Raw genomic sequence first — 20,798 nt, forward strand, 5'->3', positions numbered from 1 at the left:
CCGGCCGCCGCTCGAGACCCTCGTGCTCCCGGAACCTGACCGGGCGTTCACTCCGATGCCGGCGGAGTGCAGACCGCGAGCGTGTCGATCGCGGCGTGGTACTGCTCGGCGGTCCAGGGAAGACCGGCCTCCGGCGCCGTCTCGCCTGCCGTGGCGGGCGTCTTCGACGCGATCGCCGCCAGCTCCCACGCGAGGTACTCGCCCACCGCGGCGTCGGCAGCGGAGTTGTTCAGGACGATCGCGACGGTCAGCCCGGTTGCGGGATCGGCGAAGGCCGCGGTGATGTACCCGGGCACCTTGCCGTACTGGCCGATGAGCGATCCGGCGATCAGCGCGCCGCCGTCCGCGGCGTACCACGACGGGGCATCGGCGGCGACCGCCACGGGTGCGTTGAAGCGGTCGTCGTCCTCGACGAGGGAGCCCGACGCCAGCGACTGCACGTAGCGGCCGAGATCGTGGATGTCGGTGATCACGCCGGCGTCGGTGAAGCCGCTGCTGGACGACGCCGTGGTGAGATCGAGCGGCTGCGCGCAGTCGAGCGCGCCCTCGGCGTTGTTGACCGACTGCCCGCCTTTGAGCACGCCCGAGTCGGGGAGCTCTCCGAGTGCGGTGGCATCGAGGCCGAGTGGATCAGCGACATAGCCGTGGATGAGGTCGGCGGCCGTCGCCTCGGTCGCACGTTCCAGGGCGAGGCCGAGCAGCACGTACCCCGCGTCGGAGTCGCGATAGGCGACGCCCGGGTCGGCCGTGCGCGGCTGGCCGAGGCCGAAGCTCGCCAGATACCGCGGATCCCAGTTCCGGCCGGGATTCGAGAGCCAGGACGAGTACAGCTGACCGGCGTACGAGCCGATGCCGGACGTCCCGTCGCAGAGCTCGATGAGCGTCACGTCCTTCAGGTCGGGCACGCCCGAGACGTACTCGGTGATGCTGTCGTCGAGCTTCACCTTGCCCTCGGCGGCGGCCTCGAACAGCACGTCGCACGTCATGGCGCGCGTGACCTTGCCGGCACGGAACACCAGGTCGTCAGTGACCTCGCCCCCGCCGTCCGGGCGCTGCGTGCCGAGGCCGGCGACCCAGCTCCCGCTCCACGGCGCCCACACGCCCACGATCGCCCCTGAGGACCCGGTGACGCCCATCGCGTGGGTGACGGCATCCGTCAGCTGCTGCACGGTCTCGTCGGCGAAGGCAGCGGTCGTCTGAGGAGGTACGTCCGGCTGGATGTCGCCTTCGAAAGAACACCCGGCGAAGAGCAGAGCGGATGTGACGGCACCGGCGACGACCGCGATGGCGCGTCGATGTGTGGAGCGGGTCCGCATTCTCACCCCCCGATGATCGTGCAATGAATTCAAACACACCATGGTCGCTTGCGTTGAACGGCGATCCGTAGGGTGATGGCATGACCCATCACTTCGACGACGCCGCCCTCACCGGCGTGCTCGGCCACATGAACGGCGACCACGCCGACGACAACCTCCTGATCTCGCGGGCGTTCGCCGCGGACGCTGGAGTGGCCGCGGCCGAGATCAGCGCCGCGACGATGACCGGGTTCGACGGGGATCGAGGGGTCTGGGAGGCGACGCTCGCCGACGGGTCGACGGCCGAGATCGCCGTCGCGTGGCCGTCGGGCCCGATCACGGAGCGCCGCGAGGTGCGCCGCGAGATCGTCGCCCTCTACGACGAGGCGTGCCACCGCCTCGGCATCGAGCCCCGACCGCACGCATAGGAAATTGGTGGTTAGGTTCGCCTTATCTTCAGTTAGCATGAAGGTATGAGCGACCCGATCCCGTTCTCCACCGCCCTGCGCGAGCGCTCCAGCAGCTCGCACTCGTCGAGCGAGCACTCCCGCTTCATGGCCGACCTCATGAAGGGGGAGGGCACACGCGAGGACTACGTCGCCCTCGTGGTGCAGCACTGGTTCATCTACGAGGCGCTCGAGCGCACCGCCGGCCAGATGCGCAACGACCCGGTCGCGGCGGTGTTCATCTCCGACAAGCTCACACGGCTTCCCGCGCTCGAGGCCGACCTCGAGTTCCTCGTCGGTCCCGACTGGCGCGACCGCATCGAGCCGCTCCCGACGACGCGCCGCTACGTCGACCGCATCAACGAGGTCGGCGCCACGTGGGCGGGCGGGTTCGTCGCGCACCACTACACGCGCTACCTCGGCGACCTCTCGGGCGGCCAGTTCATCGGGCGCCTGATGGCCCGCCGCTTCGGGTTCGACACGAACGGCATCGGCTTCTACCTGTTCGATGACATCGCCGACCCGAAGTCCTTCAAGGACGTGTATCGCGAGCAGCTCGACGCTGCCCCGTGGGATGCCGCGGAGCAGGAGCGCGTGATCGACGAGGTCCTGCTGGCGTACCGCTTCAACACCGAGCTCTTCGAGGATCTGGCCGCCGCCAAGGCCGCTCAGGCATCGCACGTCGCCTGACGCGGGTCAGGCGACGGGTGTGCCGCGCACCGCGGACGCCATGAATCGCCGCACGTCGGGGTCGACCTGGATGTCGCGGGGCCGCAGTGGCCGTGAGAGGTACAGACCGTCGAGCGAGGTCAGTCGCGACAGCGCGACGTACGTCTGCCCCGGCGCGAAGGCCCCGGAGCCGAGGTCGATGATCGCGCGGTCGTAGGTCTTGCCCTGCGACTTGTGGATCGTCACCGCCCACGCCAGCCGCAGCGGGAACTGCGTGAACTCGGCCACGATGTCGCGGGTGAGCGTCTTGGACCCGGGGTTGTACGAGTAGCGGTACTTCTCCCACACCGACGGCTCGACGTCGAACTCCTCGCCCTCGACGTCGACCCGCACGGTCTCGCCGGCGATGCGGGTGACCGTTCCGATCGTGCCGTTGACCCACCGCGGCGGCTCGCCGAAGGCGGCGGTGTCGTTGCGCAGGAACATCACCTGGGCGCCGACCTTGAGCTTGAGCTCGAGATCGGCCGGGTACGCGGCATCCCCTCGTCCGAAGTCGCCGTTGACCTCCGCCATCGCCGTCTGCTCCCGGCCCACGAGCTCGGCGAGGTGGCGGCTGTTGATGTTGTTGACGATGTCGTTGCGCGTCGCGAGCGTGATGATCGGGTGCTCGCCGTCGAGCGGGTCCGGGGGAGTGCGCGCGCCGGTCGTGTTGAGCACCTCGGCGATGTCGGCCGTCACGCGGCCGTACCGCACGGCATTGAGCATCGCCTTGAACGCCGGATCGGACTGGCGGTGGATGTCGACGAGTTCTCGGATGTTGAGGTCGGCGCCGTACGACCCGACGTCGAGGATGCCGTCGGTCGCCGCCTCGCCCACCCACACCTTGGCGTCGAAGAACCAGAACGACCGGTAATGGTCCTGCACGTACCGCAGCTCGTCGCCGCGAGGCGGCACGGGCGCGAGCTGGTACGGGTCGCCGAACATGACGATCTGCGTGCCGCCGAACGGCTCGCCGCGCCGCCCACGCGCCTTGCGCAGCGAACGGTCGATCGCGTCCATGAGGTCGGCGTTGACCATCGAGATCTCGTCGATCACGAGGGTGTCGATCGCGTTGAGCAGCTTGCGGGTGGCGTCGGACTGGTCCTCGTCGTGCGAGCCGATGATGCCGAGCGGCAGCTTGAAGAGCGAGTGGATCGTCTGGCCCTCGACGTTGAGGGCCGCGACTCCCGTCGGCGCGCACACCGCGATCTGCTTGTTCGTGTTCCACGCGAGGTGCTGCAGCAGCGTCGACTTGCCCGTGCCCGCGCGCCCCGTCACGAACACGTGCTCGCGGGTGTCTTCGATGAGCCGGAACAGCGCCTCCTGCTCGGCAGACAGAGGCGGAGTGTTCACCGACTCATGTTAACGAGCGGATGCCGTGTCCCGGCCCTTCGCGCCGCGATCGGTGGACACCCGCCCGCTCTCCACAGGCGGTTCGTCGGCCTCGCGCCAGCGGCCGGTGCCCGCCACGACCTCGTCCATGATCGCCCGGAACCGTGGGCACGTCGTGATGTCGTGGGACCGGCAGCGCAGGGCGTGCTCGGTCATGCGCCGCGAACGCTCCATGTCGGCCATACGGCCCTCGAGGTCGGCGAGGTGCTCCTCGAGCACGCGGTGCCGCTCGGGCGCCTGCTCGTCCAGCAGCACGCCGATCTGCTCGAGGCTCATGCCGGCGTTCTTGCTCCGCACGATCACGCCGATGCGCACCAGGTCGTCGTCTCCGTAGCGGCGGCGCCCGGCGCCGTCGCGGTCGGGCCGCAGCAGCCCCACTTCCTCCCAGTGCCGCAGCACGTTCGTGGGCAGCGAGAACCTGGCGGCGGCGTCTCCGATCGGCAGACTTGACTTCATGTCGACATGAAGTCACAGGATCGAGGCGGATGCAATCCGACGAGAGGATCCCCATGTACGACGTCATCGTGATCGGCGGCGGCCCGGCCGGCCTCCAGGCCGCGCTCACCATCGGCCGCATGCACCGCAGCGTGCTCCTGCTCGACTCCGGCGAGTACCGCAACGCGACGGTGGAGCACGCCCACAACCTCCTCACCAACGATGGCCGGAGCCCTGCCGAGCTGCGCCGGCTCGCCCGTGACGAACTCGGCGCCTACGACACCGTCGGGGTGCGCACGACGGCCGTCACCGCCGTGTCGGGATCGATCGGCGACTTCGAGGTGACCACCGCCGACAGCACGGAGCGCGCAGCGCGCCTCGTGCTCGCGACGGGCATGCGCGACGAGCTGCCGCCGGTTCCCGGCCTCGCCGAGCAGTGGGGGCGCCTCGTCGCGCAGTGCCCGTTCTGCCACGGCCACGAGTTCGCCGGCCGGCGCGTCGGCATCCTCATCGACGGCGAGCACGCCGAGATGATCGAACGGATGCTGCGCCCTGTCGTCGCGTCTGCCTTCATCGCACGCCCCGCCGACGTCGCTCTCATGACAGAGGTCGACGGCGGGCTCGAGCTCGCGCTCGCCGACGGGTCGGTCGAGAACGTCGCCGGCGTCTTCACCGCCGCGACGGCGACGCAGCGCGCTCCGTTCGCCGACCAGCTCGGCTGCGGCAGCCTCCCGAGCGGCGGTGTGGAGATCGATGCGATGGGGCGCACCACGGTGCCCGGCGTGTACGCGGGCGGCGACATGGCGCACCTGGCGGCCGTCCCGGGTCCCATGGTGTCGTTGGCCGCCGCGATCGCCTCCGGCCAGCTCGCCGGCGCGAGCGCGGTGCGCGACGCGATCACGCCCTGACCGGCGCGCGCGGGTACGGCAATGAGCCGAGTGGACTTCGAGTCCCAACCTCGCAGTCCACAGGGCCCTCCCGGCCAGCATTTCCTAGACTGGGCGCGTGGACCAGGGGGTGATGGACACGTCGTCCGGTCGCGCGGGTGCGCCTCCGGCCGGTCCGGCGACCCCCGGCACCGCCGCGGCGAGCCCTGAGCAGGAGGTGATCCAGCCGCCCGCAAAGCGGCGCACGCGCCGCCGCCTCGTGCTCGATCTGACCCTGCTCGGTGTCGTCGGCGTGGTTCTCGTCGGCGCCGCGTTCGCCGCCTGGGAAGTGATGCAGCGCGAGTTCTACAGCCCGAAGGCGTTCGTCGAGCGCTACGTCCAGCTGCTCGCCGAGGGGCGCGCGGCCGATGCCCTCGCAGTGCCCGGGGTCGCCGTGACGTCGGCAGAGCTCGAGGCGGCCGGACTTCCGCCCACGGCGTCCGAGGCGCTGCTGCGCAGCTCCGCGCTCGCCCCGATCCGCGACGCGCACGTCGTGTCGGAGGAGCTCGACGGCGACGTCACACACGTCACCATCGAGTACACGGCACGCGGACACGACGGCCGCACGACCTTCTCGGTCGAGCGCGACGGCTCCATCGGCCTCGCGCCGACGTGGCGGTTCGCGAAGAGCCCGCTGGCGGTCATGAACCTCGGTGTCACGGGCTCGATGGTCTTCGACGTGAACGGCTTCGAACTCGACAAGCGCCAGGTCTCCCCGGAAGGGGCGGATGCCGACCCCGCCGCACCGGTCTCGCTCCTGGTCTTCTCGCCCGGGCTGTACTCGGTGTCGGTCGACACCGCGATCTCGAGCACCCCGGGTGTCGCGGTGCTCTCCGACAGCCCGTTCCGCGCGATCCCCGTCAATGTCGTGGCTCAGCCGACCGAGAAGTTCCTCAGCGTCGTTCAGGAGAAGGTCGAGGAGTTCCTCACGTCCTGCGCGACGCAGGAGGTGCTGCAGCCGACCGCGTGCCCGTTCGGCTTCTTCGTGGAGGACCGCATCACTTCGCTCCCGAAGTGGTCGATCACGCAGCAGCCGACCGTCGCGGTCGAGCCCGACGGTGCCGGCTGGTCGATCCTCGCCGCGGAGGCGGTCGCGCACATCGAGGTCGGCATCCGCTCGCTCTTCGACGGCCGCGTGCGCGACGTCAGCGAGGACGTCCCCTTCATCGTCAAGGGCACGATCACCGTGCGCCCCGACGGCACCGCGACGATCGTCGTGACCGGCCCCGACACGACCTGACGCTCGGTCGCCGGCGTGCGGTGCGCCATGATGGGTGCCGGGGTCGATGATGAGGTCGCAGGAAGGCATCGCGCGGTGGATTCCCGCCGTCGCGACCGTGCGCGGCTACCAGCGCGCCTGGCTCTGGCCCGACGTGCGGGCGGGCATCGTCGTGACCGCACTGCTGATCCCCGCGGGCATGGGCTACGCCGAGGTCGCGGGGCTCCCGCCCGTGACCGGCCTGTACGCGACCATCGTGCCGCTGCTGGCGTACGCGGTGTTCGGCCCGTCGCGGGTGCTCGTGCTCGGCCCGGACTCGTCGCTCGCCCCGATCATCGCGGCCGCCATCCTCCCGCTCGCCCTGGGCGACCCGTCGCGCGCCGTCGCGCTCGCGGGGCTGCTGGCGATCATGGTCGGCGCGCTGCTCATCATCGGCGGCCTGGTGCGCCTCGGGTTCGTGACCGATCTGCTGTCGAAGCCGATCCGCGTCGGCTACCTGAACGCGATCGCGGTCATCGTCATCGTGTCGCAGCTGCCGAAGCTGCTGGGCTTCTCCGTCGAGGCGCCCTCGCTGTGGCGGGGAGCGGTCGCCACGGGCGAGGGCATCGTGGGCGGCAGCATCGATCCCGTCGCCGCAGCGTTCGGCATCGGCTCCCTCGTGGTGATCTTCGCCCTGAAGGCACTGCGCTTGCCCGTGCCGGGAGTGCTCGTGGTCGTGGTCGTCTCGATGGTCCTCACCGCGATCCTCGGCGTGTCGGCGCTGCCCGTGGTCGGCGCGCTGCCGCAGGGCCTTCCCGCGCCGGCCCTCGGCGGGCTGGAGTGGACGGATGTCGCATCCCTGGCGCTGCCTGCCGCCGGCATCGCGCTCATCGCGTTCACCGACACGGCCGTGCTGTCGCGCACGTTCGCCGCCCGCCGCGGCGACAGCGTCGACGGCAGCCAGGAGATGGCCGGGCTCGGCATCGCGAACGTCGCCGGCGGCGCGCTCGGCGGCTTCCCGGTCTCGGCGTCGTCGTCGCGCACTCCTGTCGCCGAGCAGGCGGGAGCACGCACCCAGCTCACCGGCGTGGTCGGCGCCGTGCTGCTGATCGTGTTCATCCTCGCCCTGCCGGGACTCACCGAGTTCCTCCCCTCGGCGACCCTCGCCGCCGTCGTCATGAGCGCCGCGATCGGCCTCATCGACGCCCGCGGGTTCGTGCGGCTCGTCCGCATCAACCTCGTCGATGCGGTGCTCTCGGCGGCGGCCTTCCTCGGCGTGCTCGTGTTCGGCGTGCTCCAGGGCATCGTCATCACGATCGGGCTGTCGTTCATCGCCTTCGTCAACCGCTCGTGGCGGCCCTACAAGGCCGAGCTCGGCCGTGTCGCGGGCCTCCGCGGCTATCACGACCTCTCGCGCAATCCCGAGGGCGCCCGCGTTCCGGGCATCGTCATCGTGCGATTCGACGCACCGCTGTTCTTCGCGAACGGCGCGATCTTCGACGACTGGGTGCGCTCGCGCGTGCGGTCCGCGGGACCGGACGTCCGCACGGTGATCCTCGCCGCCGAGCCCATCACCGATATCGACACCACCGCGGCCGACGAGCTCGTCGAGCTCGACGAGTACCTCGAGGCGCGCGGCATCCGTCTCGTCATCGCGGAGATCAAGTCGCCCGTCGTCGACACGCTCGCCCGCTACGGCCTCACCGGCCGCTTCACGTCCGACCGCTTCGCCCCGACGGTCGGAGCCGCCGTCGACGAGGTCACGGGCACGCTGCGCGGCGACATCGGCGGGACGAAATGGGATGCTGCGCCCGGAACTCCCCGCCGCGATGCGGGTGACGACACCCCGGATCGCGCGAAGGAGTAGTCTCAGCCGCCGGTCCGCGCGTCGCGCTCGGCGAGCTCCGCCAGGCGGGCGTTGTACGCCTCGAGCTCGGCATCACCGGTGCGGTCGGCGTGGCGGTCGCGGCGCTTGGTCTCGCGGTCGTCGCTGCGGCTCCACTGGATCGCCACCGTGATCGCGAGGATGAGCGTGGGGATCTCGCCGATCGACCAGGCGATGCCGCCGCCGGTGTACTGGTCCTCGAGGGGCGTCGCACCCCACGTGCGGCCCATCGAGCCGAACCACTCGGCGATCATCAGGCCCTCCTGCATCATGATCGCGATGCCGAAGAACGCGTGCATCGCCATCACGCCGATGAGCAGCAGGAGGCGCCCCGGATAGGGGAGGCGGTAGGGCACAGGGTCGATCCCGATGAGGCTCATCACGAAGAGGTACCCCGTGATGAGGAAGTGCGCGGTCATCCACTCGTGCCCGAGGTGGTCGTACAGCGACCAGCGGAACAGGTCGGTGTAGTAGAAGACCCAGAGCGAGCCGATGAACAGACCCGCGGCGACGAAGGGGTTCGTGAGGATGCGCGCCACCGGCGAGTGCACGACCCAGAGGAGCCACTCGCGGCCGCCGCGGGTGGCGTCGTCGCGCTTGTGGATCGCACGCGCCGCGAGCGTGATGGGTGCCCCCGGCACGAGAAGCAGGGGGATCGCCATGGTCAGGAGCATGTGCCCGACCATGTGCATGCTGAACAGGTAGTCCTGGTAGACGTTGATCACGCCGCCGGTGACCCACACGAGCAGCAGCCAGCCGACGACCCACATGACCGTGCGGTACACCGGCCACGCGTCGCCGCGGCGCCGCAGGCGCCAGACGCCCACGAGGTAGAAGAAGATCGCGAACCCGGCGATGACCGCCCACAGCAGGTCGACGTTCCACGCCGTGAACCAGCGGTCGATCGTCAGCTCGGGCGGCAGCGGGGCCCCGGTGAGGCGCTCGGCCGGTGTGGGCGTCTGGGGGATCAGCGGCGCGACCGGCGGGGGCGTGCGCGCGAGGGCCGCCGCCGCACCGCTCGCGACGCCCATCAGCACCAGTTCGAAGGCGATGAGCGTCCAGAAGGCGCGGGTCGCAGCATCCGTTGTCCTCATCCTCCCGATGAGGCGGGTGCGGTACCAGGCGCCGAACAGACCGAGCGCGATGAGCGCCAGCACCTTCACGCCGAGGATCACGCCGTACGGCGAGATGAGAGCCGACCAGTCCTGCAGGCCGATCGCCGCGCGCACGGTGCCCGACACGGCGACCACGACGAACGCGGCGAGCGCGATGCTCGAATAGCGGGCGACGGTCGCGACGCTGTCGCCCCGGGACTGCAGCGGCCGCACGATGACGATGAGCAGCAGCCCGCCCAGCCACACCGCCGCGGCGATGATGTGCAGGATCAGCGCGGTCATCGCCTCGTGGTGGAACGCCTCCTCACCGGAGTGGCCCTGGGTTCCCATCGGGACGAGGGATGCCGTGGCCAGTAGCGCCACGAAGAAGGTCGCGGTCCACGAGCGCACGGCGAAGGTCAGCACCGTGAGGGCGGCGCCGGCGATCGTGGTGATGAGCCACGTGCGGCCGACCTCGGTCTCGACGATGAAGCGGCCGAGCTGCGCCCCGAACTCCGGGCCGATGCTGAGGACCGGGTTGAACGCGTCGACGAACGTCAGGAACCCGGTGGCGGCCGCGGCCATCGTGAACACGGCGGCCGAGATCGACGCGGTGTCGAGGGCGATGTCGAATTCGCGGTCCCCGGCCCGCAGCGTGAACAGCGCCGTCACCAGCACGCCGACCATGCCGGCGGCCGAGAGGTTGACGAAGAGCTTCGCGGTCGGAAGCCCCCAGCGGACGAACGGCCCGGGGTCGGCGATCGCGAGCGGCGCGGTGCCCCCGCCGAACGCCAGTGCCCACATCATGACCGCGAGCGCGGCCACGACGAGGATGACGGGCCCGACGGCCCGCAGGGCGCGGGGGTTCACCCCTCAAGCCTACGTCGCGGTGCCTGTGCGGTTTCCCGCCCGGAGACGCAGGAGAGGGGATGCCGCGGTCGCGGCATCCCCTCTCCAGAGGTGTGCGTCGGAATTACTTGACGGCGGCCTTCAGCTTCGAGCCCGCGGTGACCTTGACGCGCTTGCCCGCGGGGATCTTGATCTCCTCGCCGGTCTGCGGGTTGCGGCCGGTGCGAGCCGAGGTGGCGACCTGCTCGAACGCGATCCAGCCCGGGATCGAGACCTTGCTGCCGGCGGCGACCGCGTCGGAGACGGTGGAGAAGAGGGAGTCGAGCACGCCCGAGACGGCGGACTGGCTCTGGCCGGTCGCGCTCGCGATGCTCGCGACGAGCTCGGTCTTGGTGATGGTCTTGTCGGCCATTTGGTATGTCCTCCAAAGACGACGACTGCCGTCTTGTCATTTCTCGGACCGGTTGGCTTCGCCCCCCGGCTGGTCCTATCGACCGGTCCCGAATGTACCTGAACTGGCCGACAGAACCGCGTATTTCTGCGGATTTCTGCCGATTAGGGCTGCGTGTCGTGTGAAAAGAGTGACAAATGTGACTCGTGAGCCTCGATTACGCCGTCAGCGTTCAGCCTTGTGGGCGGCGATGAGTTCGCGGGCGGTGCGGGCGAACGCCGGGCCGACCCGGTCCTGGCCGTCGAGATAGCCGCCGACGAGCGCCGCATCGCGCAGCAGGACGAGGGATGCGGCAACCCCTTCGGGATCGCGCAGCCCCGCTCCCTCGGCCAGTTGCCGCAGGGTGTCGCGGAACCACTCGCGGTGATCGGCGATGAGCTCGCGCACCGGACCTTGATCGGGATACTCGGCGGCGGCGTTGATGAAGGGGCAGCCTCGGGTGTGCCGGTCGCGGATGTCCTGCTCTATGCCCGCGACCACGAGGTCCAGCAGCACATCCGGGTCGCCCCCGGCCTGTGCCGCCTGCGCGAACAGCGCCCGCAGCCCCTGGTCCTCCCCCTCGAGGTAGGCGAGCACGAGGCCCTCCTTGCCCGCGAACTGCTTGTACATCGTGGCCCGCGTGACGCCCGCCTCATCGATGATCCGGTCGACTCCCACCGAGTGGATGCCCTCGTTGTAGAAGAGCTGCGTCGCCGCCTCCAGCAGCCGCTGACGCGCGGGCGACGGTTGGGTTGCCGCGTGGGACGCGGCGGTGGTGGTGCTCATGGATCCCCCTCAGGTCCTTCCATCGTGCCACCGCTTCTCGGCCCTGACCGGGCTCGGGAGCAGGGCGCGAATCGTGCTCCGGAATCTTTTCAAGATTGTCTGGGAATAGTCTTGCATAGATAGAACGTTCGGTCTACCATCGGTTGCAACAGCCGGAGACACACCAGGATCCGGAACCTGAGACCACGACCGACACCACCGCACGACACACCTGAGGAGCAGGAAATGAACACCACGACCAAGACCCCCATCGTCCTCATCCACGGCCTCTGGATGACCCCGAAGAGCTGGGACACCTGGGCGGAGCGCTTCCGCGCCGCCGGCCACCAGGTCATCGTCCCGGGCTGGCCCGGAATCGACGACCGCACGGTCGAAGACATCCGGAACAACCCCGAGGCGCTCAAGGGCATCGGCCTGAAGCAGATCGCCGACAACTACGAGCGCATCATCCGCCAGCTCCCCGAGAAGCCGATCATCATCGGCCACTCCTTCGGGGGAGTCCTCACCCAGATGCTCGCCGATCGCGGCCTCGGCGTCGCATATGTCGGCGTGGCCCCCGGACAGACCGCCGGCGTCACCGCGCTGCCGCTGTCCACCCTGTGGACCGGCACACCGATCCTGTCGAACCCGTTCGGCATCAACGGCGCCAAGCCGCTCTCGAAGCGCCACTTCCACTTCACGTTCGGCAACGACCTGCCGCGCAGCGAGTCCGACAAGCTCTGGGAGGAGTCCGCGGTCAACTCCTACAACCGGGTCTTCTTCGAGGGCGTGTCGTCGGTGCTCAACGAGAAGGGCGGCGTCACCCACGTCGACTACGGCCGCACCGACCGCGCGCCGCTGCTCGTCATCACGGGTGAGATCGACCACGTCGTGCCGCCGGCCATCGGCAAGGCCATCGTGAAGAAGTACCAGAAGACCGGCAGCCCCGCGATCGTCGAGTACAAGGAGTACGCGGGACGCACCCACCGCCTGGTGAGTCAGGACGGCTGGGAGGAGATCGCGGACTACGCCCTTCAGTGGGCGACCACCCACCAGGTGCGCGGGACGGCTGAGGCTCCCGAGACGGAGGCGGCGCAGTAGACGGATGCTGCGCCCCCGCGCCGCGCCCACAGCACCCGGTCGTCGAGCTCCCAGTCGCATCTGGTGGTTCGGCGGTCGGGTGGTGTCCCGGCCGGTGTCCGCGGTGGGACGCAGAGGCCCGGGGTTCTTCGAACCCCGGGCCTTCGCCGTGTCTCAGACGTGCAGCCGCCTCAGCGCGGTGACGACGTCATCGTGCCAGCGCCGCGCGGCGGGGAGGACGGCGAGGAAGATCGGGGTGTCGTGCGTCACGCCCTGGTAGCGCACAACGCTCGCGTCGACGCCGGCCGCGCGCAGCGCCGCGCCGTAGGCGTCGCCGTCACCGCGGAGCGGGTCGTACTCGGCCGTGAGGATCACCGCCGGCGGCAGGCCCTCGTGCGACGCGGCCCGCAGCGGCGACGCGTAGGACTCACGGGCTCTCCGCTGAGACGGCAGGTAGGTGCGGGCGACCGAGCGCAGCTCGCGGACCGCGATGAATCGAGGGATGCCGAGAGCCCGGGTCGCGCTCAGATCGAGGTGCGCCCCCGTGAGGTCGACCACGGGCACCTCGAGCACCTGGAGCCGGAGGTCCGCCCCGCCGCGATCGCGGTTCATGAGGGTCACTGCAGCGGCGATGTTGCCCCCGGCGGAGGTGCCGAGCACTCCGATGCGCGCCGGGTCGATGCCGAGTTCCTCCGCCTGCGCGAACAGCCACTGCAGCGCCGCGTACCCCTGCTCCACGGGCACGGGGTACTGGTGGTCGGGCGCGAGGGCGTAATCGACGGCGGCGATCGCGACCTCGGCGTCGACGGCACGACGGCGGAATCCGGCATCCGTCGTCGGATAGTCGATCCCCCCGATGCGGAACGCGCCGCCGAAGAACGCGAGCACGGCGGGCACCGGCGCGCCGGCCGCCTCGGACGGGAAGTAGATGCGCACGCGCACTGACGGGCGGCCCGGCACGTCAACGCGGTGCTCGGCGATGCGCACCTCGGGGCCCGCGACCCCCACCGTGCGCAGCTCCGTGCGATCCCATGCGAGCGCGGCGCGGCGCTTGCGCGCGCGGGCCTGAGCCCGGGGACCGAGGGTCGGCTTCTCCGGCTTCTCCGGCTTCTTCGTGCGCTGCTGCGAACGCGCCTCGACGGTGGAACCCGTCGCCTCGGCGGTGCTCGGCGCGCTCGCCTCGGCGGCCGCGGTCGGCGCGGCGACGCGCGGGAAGGGCCAGAGGGCGGCGAGCCGCGCGCGCATCGACCCCGTGGCCTTGTCGAGCAGGTACTTGCGGTGCACTCTCAGGCGCTCGTCGAAGAACGGATCCAGCCGCATGATCCCATCCTCGCGCGGCCGGCCGCGGCCGCACGGCGCTTGACAAAGCGCAAGGCCCGGAGTTCCGAGGAACTCCGGGCCCGAGAAGACCGGGCCTACTCGCCGGACTCCTGCGCCAGCTTGGCGTCGAGAGCCGCCCCGACGTCCGCCGGAGTGGCCTGGCCCTGCGCCATCAGCTGGATCTGCGCGACCAGCTCGGTGTACAGCGCGTCCTGGTACTTGGGCCACGAGATCATCGGCAGGTAGAACTTGCCGTCGAGCAGCGCCTGGAACGGCACCTCGAGCGACTCGTCGATCGTCGGGGTGTAGTTCGACGTGGTCGTCATGTCGTTCGTCTGCTCCTGGAAGATGCGCACACCCTCCTCGCTGGCCAGGAACTCCAGGAACTTCTTCGCGGCCTCCGGCTCCTTGGCCGCGGTGTTGATGGCGTAGCCGGGCGACGCGGCGCCGGTGAAGAAGGGCTCGCCGCCCTCCTGGGGCACGCCGGCGAAGGTGAAGTCGATGTCGGGGTTGGCCTCGCGGATCGTGCCGACATCCCACGGTCCGGTCGTGATCATCGCGACGCGGCCGCCGACGAACTCGTCGCGCACCTGGTCGCCGGTGAGGCCGACCATGTCGGGGCTCAGGACGCCGTCCGCGATCAGCTCGTCCCACGGGGTGAGCGGGTCGGTCCAGAGGTCCTCGAAGGTGGACTCGCCCGCGAAGATCTGCGCGTCGACGTCGCCGCCCTGCTCGAAGTTCGCGAGGCCGACGGCAGAGCCGAGCGACGTCGGGAAGCCCTGCCACGACTCGAGGAACGGCACCACGCCCGCGCTCTTGAGCGTGGTGAGCATCTCGACGAAGGAGTCCCAGTCCGTGGGGAACTCGTCGTAGCCGTGCTCGGCGAGGAGGTCCTCGTTGTAGAGGATGCCCGATGCCCACGACGAGATCGACAATCCGTACGCCTCGCCGCCGGGCCCCGCGTACGTCGCCGTGTTGAACTCCGACGCGACGTCCATGAACGGCTCGTCGCTGAGGTCCTCGACGAAACCGCCCTCGATGAGGTTCGTCTTGTTCTCGGCGGCGATGAGGAACACGTCGGCGGCGGTGTTGGAGCCGAGGCGGTTCTGCAGGGTGGAGATGTACTCCGCGACCGGCGGCGCCGAGGAGAACTCGATGCGGATATCGGGGTTCTCCTCCTCGAACGCCTCGATCACGGGCGTCATGGTCTCCTCGTTCGACCACGAGAAGAAGGTGAGCACGGTCCGGTCGTCGGCGGGTGCGCCGGAGCAGCCGGCGAGCGCCACGGCCGTGGCGAGTGCGGCGGCGCCGGCGGCAAGCCGGACCGTCGCCCGGGCGGAGGGGAAGGTATGCGTCATTGCTGTGCCTTTCGGTTATTGGATCGTTACAGGTTGCGGAAGCATCCGCGCGTACCGCCGTGCGAGCGGTGCATCTCAGCCCTTGACGCTTCCCGCGATGAGGCCGCGCACGATGTGGCGCTGCATCGCGAGGAAGAAGATCACCATCGGGATCAGGACGATCACGCTGAGCGTCAGGAACATCGGCCAGTCGGTCGTGAACTCGCCGACGGCCTTGTAGGTCTGCAGGACGAGCGTCTGCTTCTCGGTCGAGCTGATGAAGACGACCGGCAGAAGGAAGTCGTTCCAGACCCACATCGTCTGGAAGACGCCGACCGTCACGAGGATCGGCCGGATGAGCGGGAGGGCGATCCGCCAGTAGATCTGCCAGGGGCCGGCGCCGTCGATGCGCGCGGCCTCGATCACCTCGCCGGGGAGCGTCCGCATGTAGCCGACGATGAGGAAGTAGCAGAACACCGCCCCCGCGGAGTAGAGGATGATGAGCCCCTCGAGGGTGTCGACGAGGCGCGCGTCGCTCAGCAGCCGGTACAGCGGGATCAGGGTCACCTGGCCCGGCACGAGGAACGCGATCACCAGCAGCACGACCATGAGCCGCGATGTGCGCATGATGACCGAGAACGCCGCCATCGAGCCGATCAGCAGCATGAGCAGGATCGAGACGACCGTCACGTACAGCGTGTTGAGGAACGCCTGCGCGACGGGGACCTCCGTGAACACGCGGATGTAGTTGTCGAGGTTGAAGGTGGTCGGCAGCGCCAGCGGAGACGCCGTGGTCTCGGCCTGCGTCTTGAGGGTGTTGATGACGAGGTAGTAGAACGGCAGCCCCACCAGCACGGCGAGCGGGATCATGACGAGGCTCGTGACGATCGCGCCCGGGCGCGACAGCACCCGTTCGCGACGGCGCACCTTGGTGGAGGAGACGGATGCTGCGGGCGCAGCGGCTTCGCGGACGCTCATGAGAACCTCCCCTCGAGGCGGCGCGAGAGGAAGAGCTGCAGCGCGACGATCGCCCCCACCGCGATCATGAAGATGACCGCGAGCGCGGACGCCTGCCCGTACTTCGCCTGCGAGACGCCGTTCTGGATGATCGTCTGCGTGATCGTGAAGGTCGAGAAGCCGGGGCCGCCCTTGGTCAGCGTGATGGGCAGGTCGTAGACCTTGAGCCCGCCCGTCATGAGCAGCAGCCAGCTCACGGTCATCGCCGGCAGCAGCAGCGGAAGCGTGATGTGGAAGAAGCGCTGGAGTCCCGACGCGCCATCGATGCGTGCCACCTCGTAGTAGTCGCCGGGGATGGACTGCAGGTAGGCGAGGTAGAGGATCGCGTGCCAGCCGGTCGAGGTCCACACCGCGACCGCGATCACACTGATCTGAGCGAGCGTGCTGTTGGACAGCCACGGGATCGGCCCGATGCCGGCGATCGACATGAGCAGCGAGTTGAGCGCCCCCGAGCCCAGCGGGTTGAGGATGAAGCCCCACACCAGTCCGAGGATCGCGACCGAGGGGATGGCGGGGAAGAAGAAGATCGCGCGCACCGCGTTGCGGCCGAAGAACGCCCGGTCGAGGACGACGGCGAGCGGGATGGCAAGCGCCGTGATGATGATCGTCGTGGCGAGCGTGAACAGGATCGTGAAGCTGAGGCCCGCCAGCATCGACGGGTCGGTGAAGACGTTCGCGTAGTTGCGGAACCCGACGAACTGCGCGTCGGACGAGTACCCGTTGAAGTCCGTGAAGCTCCACCACAGCGACTGCGCCAGCGGAATGGCGAACAGCACGATGAACACGATGATCATCGGCACAAGGAACAGGCTGATCCGCACCCGATCGGCGCGGTAGACGGGGCCGTGGCTGCCGACCGGCTGGCGCAGCCATCGCGACATGCGCCTTCCAGCCGTCACGAGGACCCGTGTGTCGGTCTGCGGCCTCTCTTCGATGAGTGTCACGTGATCTCCTTCGACCAGCGGAAGTGGACTGAATGCTACCTGTATCGTTACAACCGGTCTAGAGCCGGTACCGAACCCTCATGACGAGCTCACCCGGTCGACTCGCGCGCGACCACGCGGAACCCGGTGACGTGCTCCCTGGGCTGCCAGTCCGGCGCGTCCGCCAGACGGGCGAGCAGGAGGTCGACGGCGAGCCGGGCGACCTCGTCGTGGTCGGGGTCGATGGTGGTGAGGCTCGGCACGCTGTACCGGGCCTCGAGGATGTCGTCGAAGCCGACCACCTTCACGTCGCCGGGGACCGAGACGCCGCGATCGGCGAGCCCGCGGATCACACCCAGCGCGACGGTGTCGGTGATGCACACCACTCCGTCGACACCCCTGCCGCCGTCGACCAGTCCATGCGCGGCGAGGCGTCCGGACTCGGACGACAGCTCGTGCAGCTCGACGACGAGCGCAGGGTCCGGCTCGATGCCCCGCTCGGCGAGCGCCCGACGGTATCCCGCATGACGCAGCGATGTGACGCTGAGGCGGCTCACGTCGTCGCCCTCGACCATCGCGATGCGCCGGCACCCCCGGTCGATCAGGTGCATCGTCGCGGCGTACGTGCCGTCCTCGTTGGGCAGGGCGATGTGGTCCACCGGCGAGTCGAAGACGCTCTCGCCCAGGATCACCATCGGCACGTCCGTCGTGAGCAGATCGCGGTCGGCGGTGCCGAGGCCGACGGCCGAGAGGATAAGTCCGTCGTACATGCGGGTGCGCGACGAGACGATGGCCGACAGCTCGTTCTCACGGTCGGCGCCGGTCTGCTCGATCACGACGCGGTATCCCGCGTCCTGCGCCTTCGCGATGACGCGCGCCGCGAGCTGGGCGAAGTACGGCCGGTCCACCTCCGGCACGGCGAACCCGATCGTGTTGGTGCGCCCCGCGCGCAGGTTGCGCGCCGCGACGTTCACGCGATAGCCGAGGTCGTCGATCGCCTTGAGCACGCGCTCACGCGTCTCGGCCCGCACGTGCGGGTGCTTGTTGAGCACGTTCGACACGGTCATCGGCGAGACGCCGGCGGCCTTGGCGACGTCGTGCAGGGTGGCCATTGCTGAACTCTATCCGTGGGCCGTCCGCCCAGCCGTCAGGCCAGCTCCAGCGACACTGTCGCGAACGAGTGCGCCGGCAGCGTGACCCGCAGCGTGCCGCTCTCGAGCTCGGTGTCCAGTGCGATCGGGGCGACGGCATCGGGCGCCTCGGCAGTGTTGTGAGCGGCGGCGGAGTCGCCGGTGAGCACGCGGGCCGTTGCGGACGACACCGTACGGCCGCGCAGGTCGACCTCGATGGTGAGGGATGCCTCGGCGTCGAGGTTGCTCAGCGAGAGCAGCGCCGCCGAGCCCGTCGTGCTGGCCGACGCCGACACCACCTGCAGCGATCGCCCGTCCGCCTCGCGCGTGTCGGGGGCGTCGAGGACGTGGACGGCGAGCGACGTCGCATCGTGGTGGCCGCGGTTCATCTCGAACACGTGGTACGTCGGCGTGAGCACGAGGGCGCCGGTCTCAGCATCCGTCAGCAGCATCGCCTGCAGGACGTTCACCGTCTGCGCGATGTTGGCCATCACGAGGCGGTCGGCGTTGCGGTGGAACGCGTCGAAGTGGACGGCCGCCACGAGCGCGTCGCGCACGGTGTTCTGCTGGTACAGGAACCCGGGGTTGGTGCCCTCCTCGACGTCCCACCACGTGCCCCACTCGTCGAGCACGAGCCCGACCTTGCGGCCCGGGTCGTACGCGTCCATGATCCGGGCGTGCGCGCTGATGATGCGCTCGATGTCCTGCGCCTTCGACATCGTCGCGTAGTAGTCCTCGGTGGAGAACGACGTGGCGCTGCCCTTGTGCTCCCACGTGCCGGCGAGCGTGTAGTAGTGGAACGAGATCGCCTGGAAGATGTTCTTCGGGTCGCGCTGGCAGCCGAGGCAGCTGAGAGCCTCCATCAGCGCCGTGGTCCACGTCACGTCGTCATCGGACGCGCCGGCGGCGATGCGGTAGAGCTTGTTGTCGCCGTGGTCGCGGCAGAAGGTCGCGTAGCGACGCGCCTCGGACGCGAACTGCGGGGCGGTGAAGTTGCCGCCGCAGCCCCAGGCCTCGTTGCCGATGCCCCAGAACGGCACCTTCCACGGCTCGTCGCGGCCGTTCTCGCGGCGCAGGCTCGCCATCGGGCTGTCGCCGTCGCGCGTCAGGTACTCGACCCAGTCGCTCATCTCCTGCACGCTGCCCGAGCCGACGTTGCCGCTGACGTACGCGTCGGCGCCGAGCATCTCGCACAGGTCCATGAACTCGTGCGTGCCGAAGTGATTGTTCTCGACGACGTCGCCCCAGTGGGTGTTGACCATGCGGGGCCGCGACTGCTTCGGGCCGATCCCGTCGCGCCAGTGGTACTCGTCGGCGAAGCAGCCGCCCGGCCAGCGGAGGTTCGGGATGCCGATGCCCTTCAGCGCCTCGACGACGTCGAGTCGGATGCCGCGCTCGTGGGGGATCGACGAATCCTCGCCGACGTAGAAGCCACCGTAGATGCAGCGCCCCAGGTGCTCGGCGAAGTGGCCGTAGAGGTGGCGGCTGATGACCGGACCGGGGACGTCCAGGTCGACGACGGCGCGGGCGCGGAGGTCGGGCACGGGTTTCTCCTTCGAAACATCGGGGGCGAAGCGATTTGTAACGATACACACCCGCGTGTTCGATGTCGAGAAGAAATGCAGAAGGCCCGGAGTTCCGAGGAACTCCGGGCCTTCTGCGAAAGCGGATGCTTACCAGCTGGACTTGGTCACGCCGGGCAGCTCGCCACGGTGCGCCATGTCACGGAAGCGGACACGCGAGATGCCGAACTTCGTGAGGACACCGCGGGGGCGGCCGTCGATGACGTCGCGCGAGCGCAGGCGGACCGGCGACGCGTTGCGGGGCAGCTTCTGCAGGCCCACGCGAGCGGCTTCGCGCTCCTCGTCGGTCGACGTCGGCGACACGAGCGCCTTCTTCAGCTCGAGGCGCTTGGCGGCGTAGCGGTCGACGACCTCCTGGCGCTGCTTGTTGCGCGCGATCTTGCTCTTCTTAGCCATGGATCAACGCTCCTCTCGGAAATCGACGTGCTTGCGGATGACCGGGTCGTACTTCTTGAGCACGATGCGGTCGGGGTTGTTGCGGCGGTTCTTGCGCGTGACGTAGGTGTAACCCGTGCCCGCGGTCGAACGCAGCTTGATGATCGGACGGACGTCCTGTGCCTTCTTGGCCATTAGAGCTTCACACCCTTCGCCTGGAGGTCACGCACGACCGCCTCGATGCCGCGAGCGTCGATGACCTTGATGCCCTTGGCCGAAACGTTCAGCTTGATGTTGCGACCCAGCGACGGAACGAAGTAGGTCTTCTTCTGCACGTTCGGGTCGAAGCGGCGCTTCGTCCGGCGGTGCGAGTGCGAGATGTTGTGACCGAAGCCGGGAACTGCTCCAGTCACCTGGCACACTGCTGCCATAGTGATGTCTCCTTAGTACCGTGAAGCCGGACGGCTTCACCCAAGATCCCTTGTCTGCACCCCGCGCCGGATCCGGCCGGTGAAGGCCCGCGAACTGGTGTGGGATACGTACTGCGTGCTGGAGGCGCGCAGACAAAGAGTCAGTCTAGCACGGACGGATGCTGCGCCCCGCCGGCTCC

Annotated in this window: 21 protein-coding genes; 6 read left to right on the forward strand and 15 right to left on the reverse strand. The window is 69.4% G+C overall.

Annotated features, from left to right (window positions below; translation table 11 throughout):
* Positions 1 to 47: 47 nt before the first annotated feature.
* Complete coding sequence (locus RS82_RS17335) at positions 48 to 1,316, reverse strand: serine hydrolase domain-containing protein (protein ID WP_045301783.1); 1,269 nt, start codon at positions 1,314 to 1,316, stop codon at positions 48 to 50.
* 80 nt (positions 1,317 to 1,396) lie between these two features.
* On the opposite strand from RS82_RS17335, the gene RS82_RS17340 reads away from it, so the two are divergent.
* Together RS82_RS17340 and RS82_RS17345 are read left to right on the forward strand one after the other, a co-directional pair.
* Entirely contained in the window at positions 1,397 to 1,723 is a 327-nt protein-coding gene (locus tag RS82_RS17340; protein WP_045301785.1) for a DUF2470 domain-containing protein, read from the forward strand.
* Between the two features lie 45 nt (positions 1,724 to 1,768).
* On the forward strand, positions 1,769 to 2,431 hold the full coding sequence (locus RS82_RS17345; protein ID WP_045301787.1) for a biliverdin-producing heme oxygenase: 663 nt from the start codon (positions 1,769 to 1,771) through the stop codon (positions 2,429 to 2,431).
* Between the two features lie 6 nt (positions 2,432 to 2,437).
* On the opposite strand, the gene RS82_RS17350 is transcribed toward RS82_RS17345, so the two are convergent.
* Both RS82_RS17350 and RS82_RS17355 read right to left on the reverse strand, forming a co-directional pair.
* Complete coding sequence (locus RS82_RS17350; protein ID WP_045301789.1) at positions 2,438 to 3,802, reverse strand: ATP-dependent DNA helicase; 1,365 nt, start codon at positions 3,800 to 3,802, stop codon at positions 2,438 to 2,440.
* A gap of 9 nt (positions 3,803 to 3,811) precedes the next feature.
* Positions 3,812 to 4,297: a MerR family transcriptional regulator gene (locus RS82_RS17355; RefSeq protein WP_084695740.1), complete on the reverse strand. Its 486-nt coding sequence runs from the start codon at positions 4,295 to 4,297 to the stop codon at positions 3,812 to 3,814.
* Between the two features lie 53 nt (positions 4,298 to 4,350).
* On the opposite strand from RS82_RS17355, the gene RS82_RS17360 reads away from it, so the two are divergent.
* From RS82_RS17360 to RS82_RS17370, 3 genes are all read left to right on the forward strand, one after another.
* A complete protein-coding gene (locus RS82_RS17360) occupies positions 4,351 to 5,184 on the forward strand; it encodes an NAD(P)/FAD-dependent oxidoreductase (RefSeq protein ID WP_045301790.1) in 834 nt (277 codons plus the stop codon).
* Between the two features lie 112 nt (positions 5,185 to 5,296).
* Complete coding sequence (locus RS82_RS17365; RefSeq protein ID WP_425411898.1) at positions 5,297 to 6,442, forward strand: hypothetical protein; 1,146 nt, start codon at positions 5,297 to 5,299, stop codon at positions 6,440 to 6,442.
* 49 nt (positions 6,443 to 6,491) lie between these two features.
* Positions 6,492 to 8,267, forward strand: coding sequence for a SulP family inorganic anion transporter (locus RS82_RS17370; protein ID WP_084695741.1), 1,776 nt, complete (start codon positions 6,492 to 6,494; stop codon positions 8,265 to 8,267).
* A gap of 2 nt (positions 8,268 to 8,269) precedes the next feature.
* Here the strand turns inward: RS82_RS17370 and RS82_RS17375 are convergent, their stop codons facing one another.
* The 3 genes from RS82_RS17375 to RS82_RS17385 form a co-directional block, all read right to left on the reverse strand.
* Positions 8,270 to 10,249, reverse strand: a complete 1,980-nt coding sequence (locus RS82_RS17375) for a bifunctional copper resistance protein CopD/cytochrome c oxidase assembly protein (protein ID WP_045301791.1) — start codon at positions 10,247 to 10,249, stop codon at positions 8,270 to 8,272.
* Positions 10,250 to 10,352: 103 nt separating this feature from the next.
* Positions 10,353 to 10,640 (reverse strand): HU family DNA-binding protein, encoded by a 288-nt coding sequence (locus RS82_RS17380; protein WP_045301792.1) that lies wholly within the window; start codon positions 10,638 to 10,640, stop codon positions 10,353 to 10,355.
* A gap of 204 nt (positions 10,641 to 10,844) precedes the next feature.
* The gene (locus tag RS82_RS17385) at positions 10,845 to 11,444 is read right to left on the reverse strand and encodes a TetR/AcrR family transcriptional regulator (protein WP_045301795.1); all 600 of its coding nucleotides are present in this window, start codon (positions 11,442 to 11,444) and stop codon (positions 10,845 to 10,847) included.
* A gap of 225 nt (positions 11,445 to 11,669) precedes the next feature.
* Here RS82_RS17385 and RS82_RS17390 point away from each other — a divergent pair, with 225 nt between their 5' ends.
* Positions 11,670 to 12,524: an alpha/beta hydrolase gene (locus tag RS82_RS17390; RefSeq protein ID WP_045301797.1), complete on the forward strand. Its 855-nt coding sequence runs from the start codon at positions 11,670 to 11,672 to the stop codon at positions 12,522 to 12,524.
* Positions 12,525 to 12,677: 153 nt separating this feature from the next.
* Here RS82_RS17390 and RS82_RS17395 read toward each other — a convergent pair whose 3' ends face one another.
* From RS82_RS17395 to rpmB, 9 genes are all read right to left on the reverse strand, one after another.
* Entirely contained in the window at positions 12,678 to 13,823 is a 1,146-nt protein-coding gene (locus RS82_RS17395; RefSeq protein WP_045301799.1) for an alpha/beta hydrolase, read from the reverse strand.
* A gap of 95 nt (positions 13,824 to 13,918) precedes the next feature.
* Positions 13,919 to 15,181 carry an ABC transporter substrate-binding protein gene (locus tag RS82_RS17400; RefSeq protein WP_045301801.1) on the reverse strand — a complete coding sequence of 421 codons (1,263 nt, stop codon included), beginning with the start codon at positions 15,179 to 15,181 and terminating at the stop codon, positions 13,919 to 13,921.
* A gap of 75 nt (positions 15,182 to 15,256) precedes the next feature.
* Complete coding sequence (locus RS82_RS17405; RefSeq protein ID WP_084695742.1) at positions 15,257 to 16,138, reverse strand: carbohydrate ABC transporter permease; 882 nt, start codon at positions 16,136 to 16,138, stop codon at positions 15,257 to 15,259.
* Positions 16,135 to 17,121, reverse strand: a complete 987-nt coding sequence (locus RS82_RS17410; RefSeq protein ID WP_245619645.1) for a carbohydrate ABC transporter permease — start codon at positions 17,119 to 17,121, stop codon at positions 16,135 to 16,137. The genes RS82_RS17405 and RS82_RS17410 overlap by 4 nt, the downstream gene beginning before the upstream one ends.
* An 89-nt stretch (positions 17,122 to 17,210) precedes the next feature.
* Positions 17,211 to 18,212 carry a LacI family DNA-binding transcriptional regulator gene (locus tag RS82_RS17415; protein WP_045301803.1) on the reverse strand — a complete coding sequence of 334 codons (1,002 nt, stop codon included), beginning with the start codon at positions 18,210 to 18,212 and terminating at the stop codon, positions 17,211 to 17,213.
* A 35-nt stretch (positions 18,213 to 18,247) separates the two neighbouring features.
* Positions 18,248 to 19,774, reverse strand: coding sequence for an alpha-N-arabinofuranosidase (locus RS82_RS17420; protein ID WP_045301806.1), 1,527 nt, complete (start codon positions 19,772 to 19,774; stop codon positions 18,248 to 18,250).
* A 129-nt stretch (positions 19,775 to 19,903) separates the two neighbouring features.
* Positions 19,904 to 20,209, reverse strand: coding sequence for a 30S ribosomal protein S14 (rpsN, locus tag RS82_RS17425; protein ID WP_018173549.1), 306 nt, complete (start codon positions 20,207 to 20,209; stop codon positions 19,904 to 19,906).
* 3 nt (positions 20,210 to 20,212) lie between these two features.
* Positions 20,213 to 20,383: a 50S ribosomal protein L33 gene (rpmG, locus tag RS82_RS17430; RefSeq protein WP_018173550.1), complete on the reverse strand. Its 171-nt coding sequence runs from the start codon at positions 20,381 to 20,383 to the stop codon at positions 20,213 to 20,215.
* Positions 20,383 to 20,619 (reverse strand): 50S ribosomal protein L28, encoded by a 237-nt coding sequence (gene rpmB, locus RS82_RS17435; protein ID WP_013584774.1) that lies wholly within the window; start codon positions 20,617 to 20,619, stop codon positions 20,383 to 20,385. Before rpmB ends, rpmG begins: the two co-directional genes overlap by 1 nt.
* Positions 20,620 to 20,798: the final 179 nt, after the last annotated feature.

Origin of the sequence: Microbacterium trichothecenolyticum (genome assembly GCF_000956465.1) — a bacterium.
GTDB classification, from domain to species: Bacteria; Actinomycetota; Actinomycetes; order Actinomycetales; family Microbacteriaceae; genus Microbacterium; species Microbacterium trichothecenolyticum.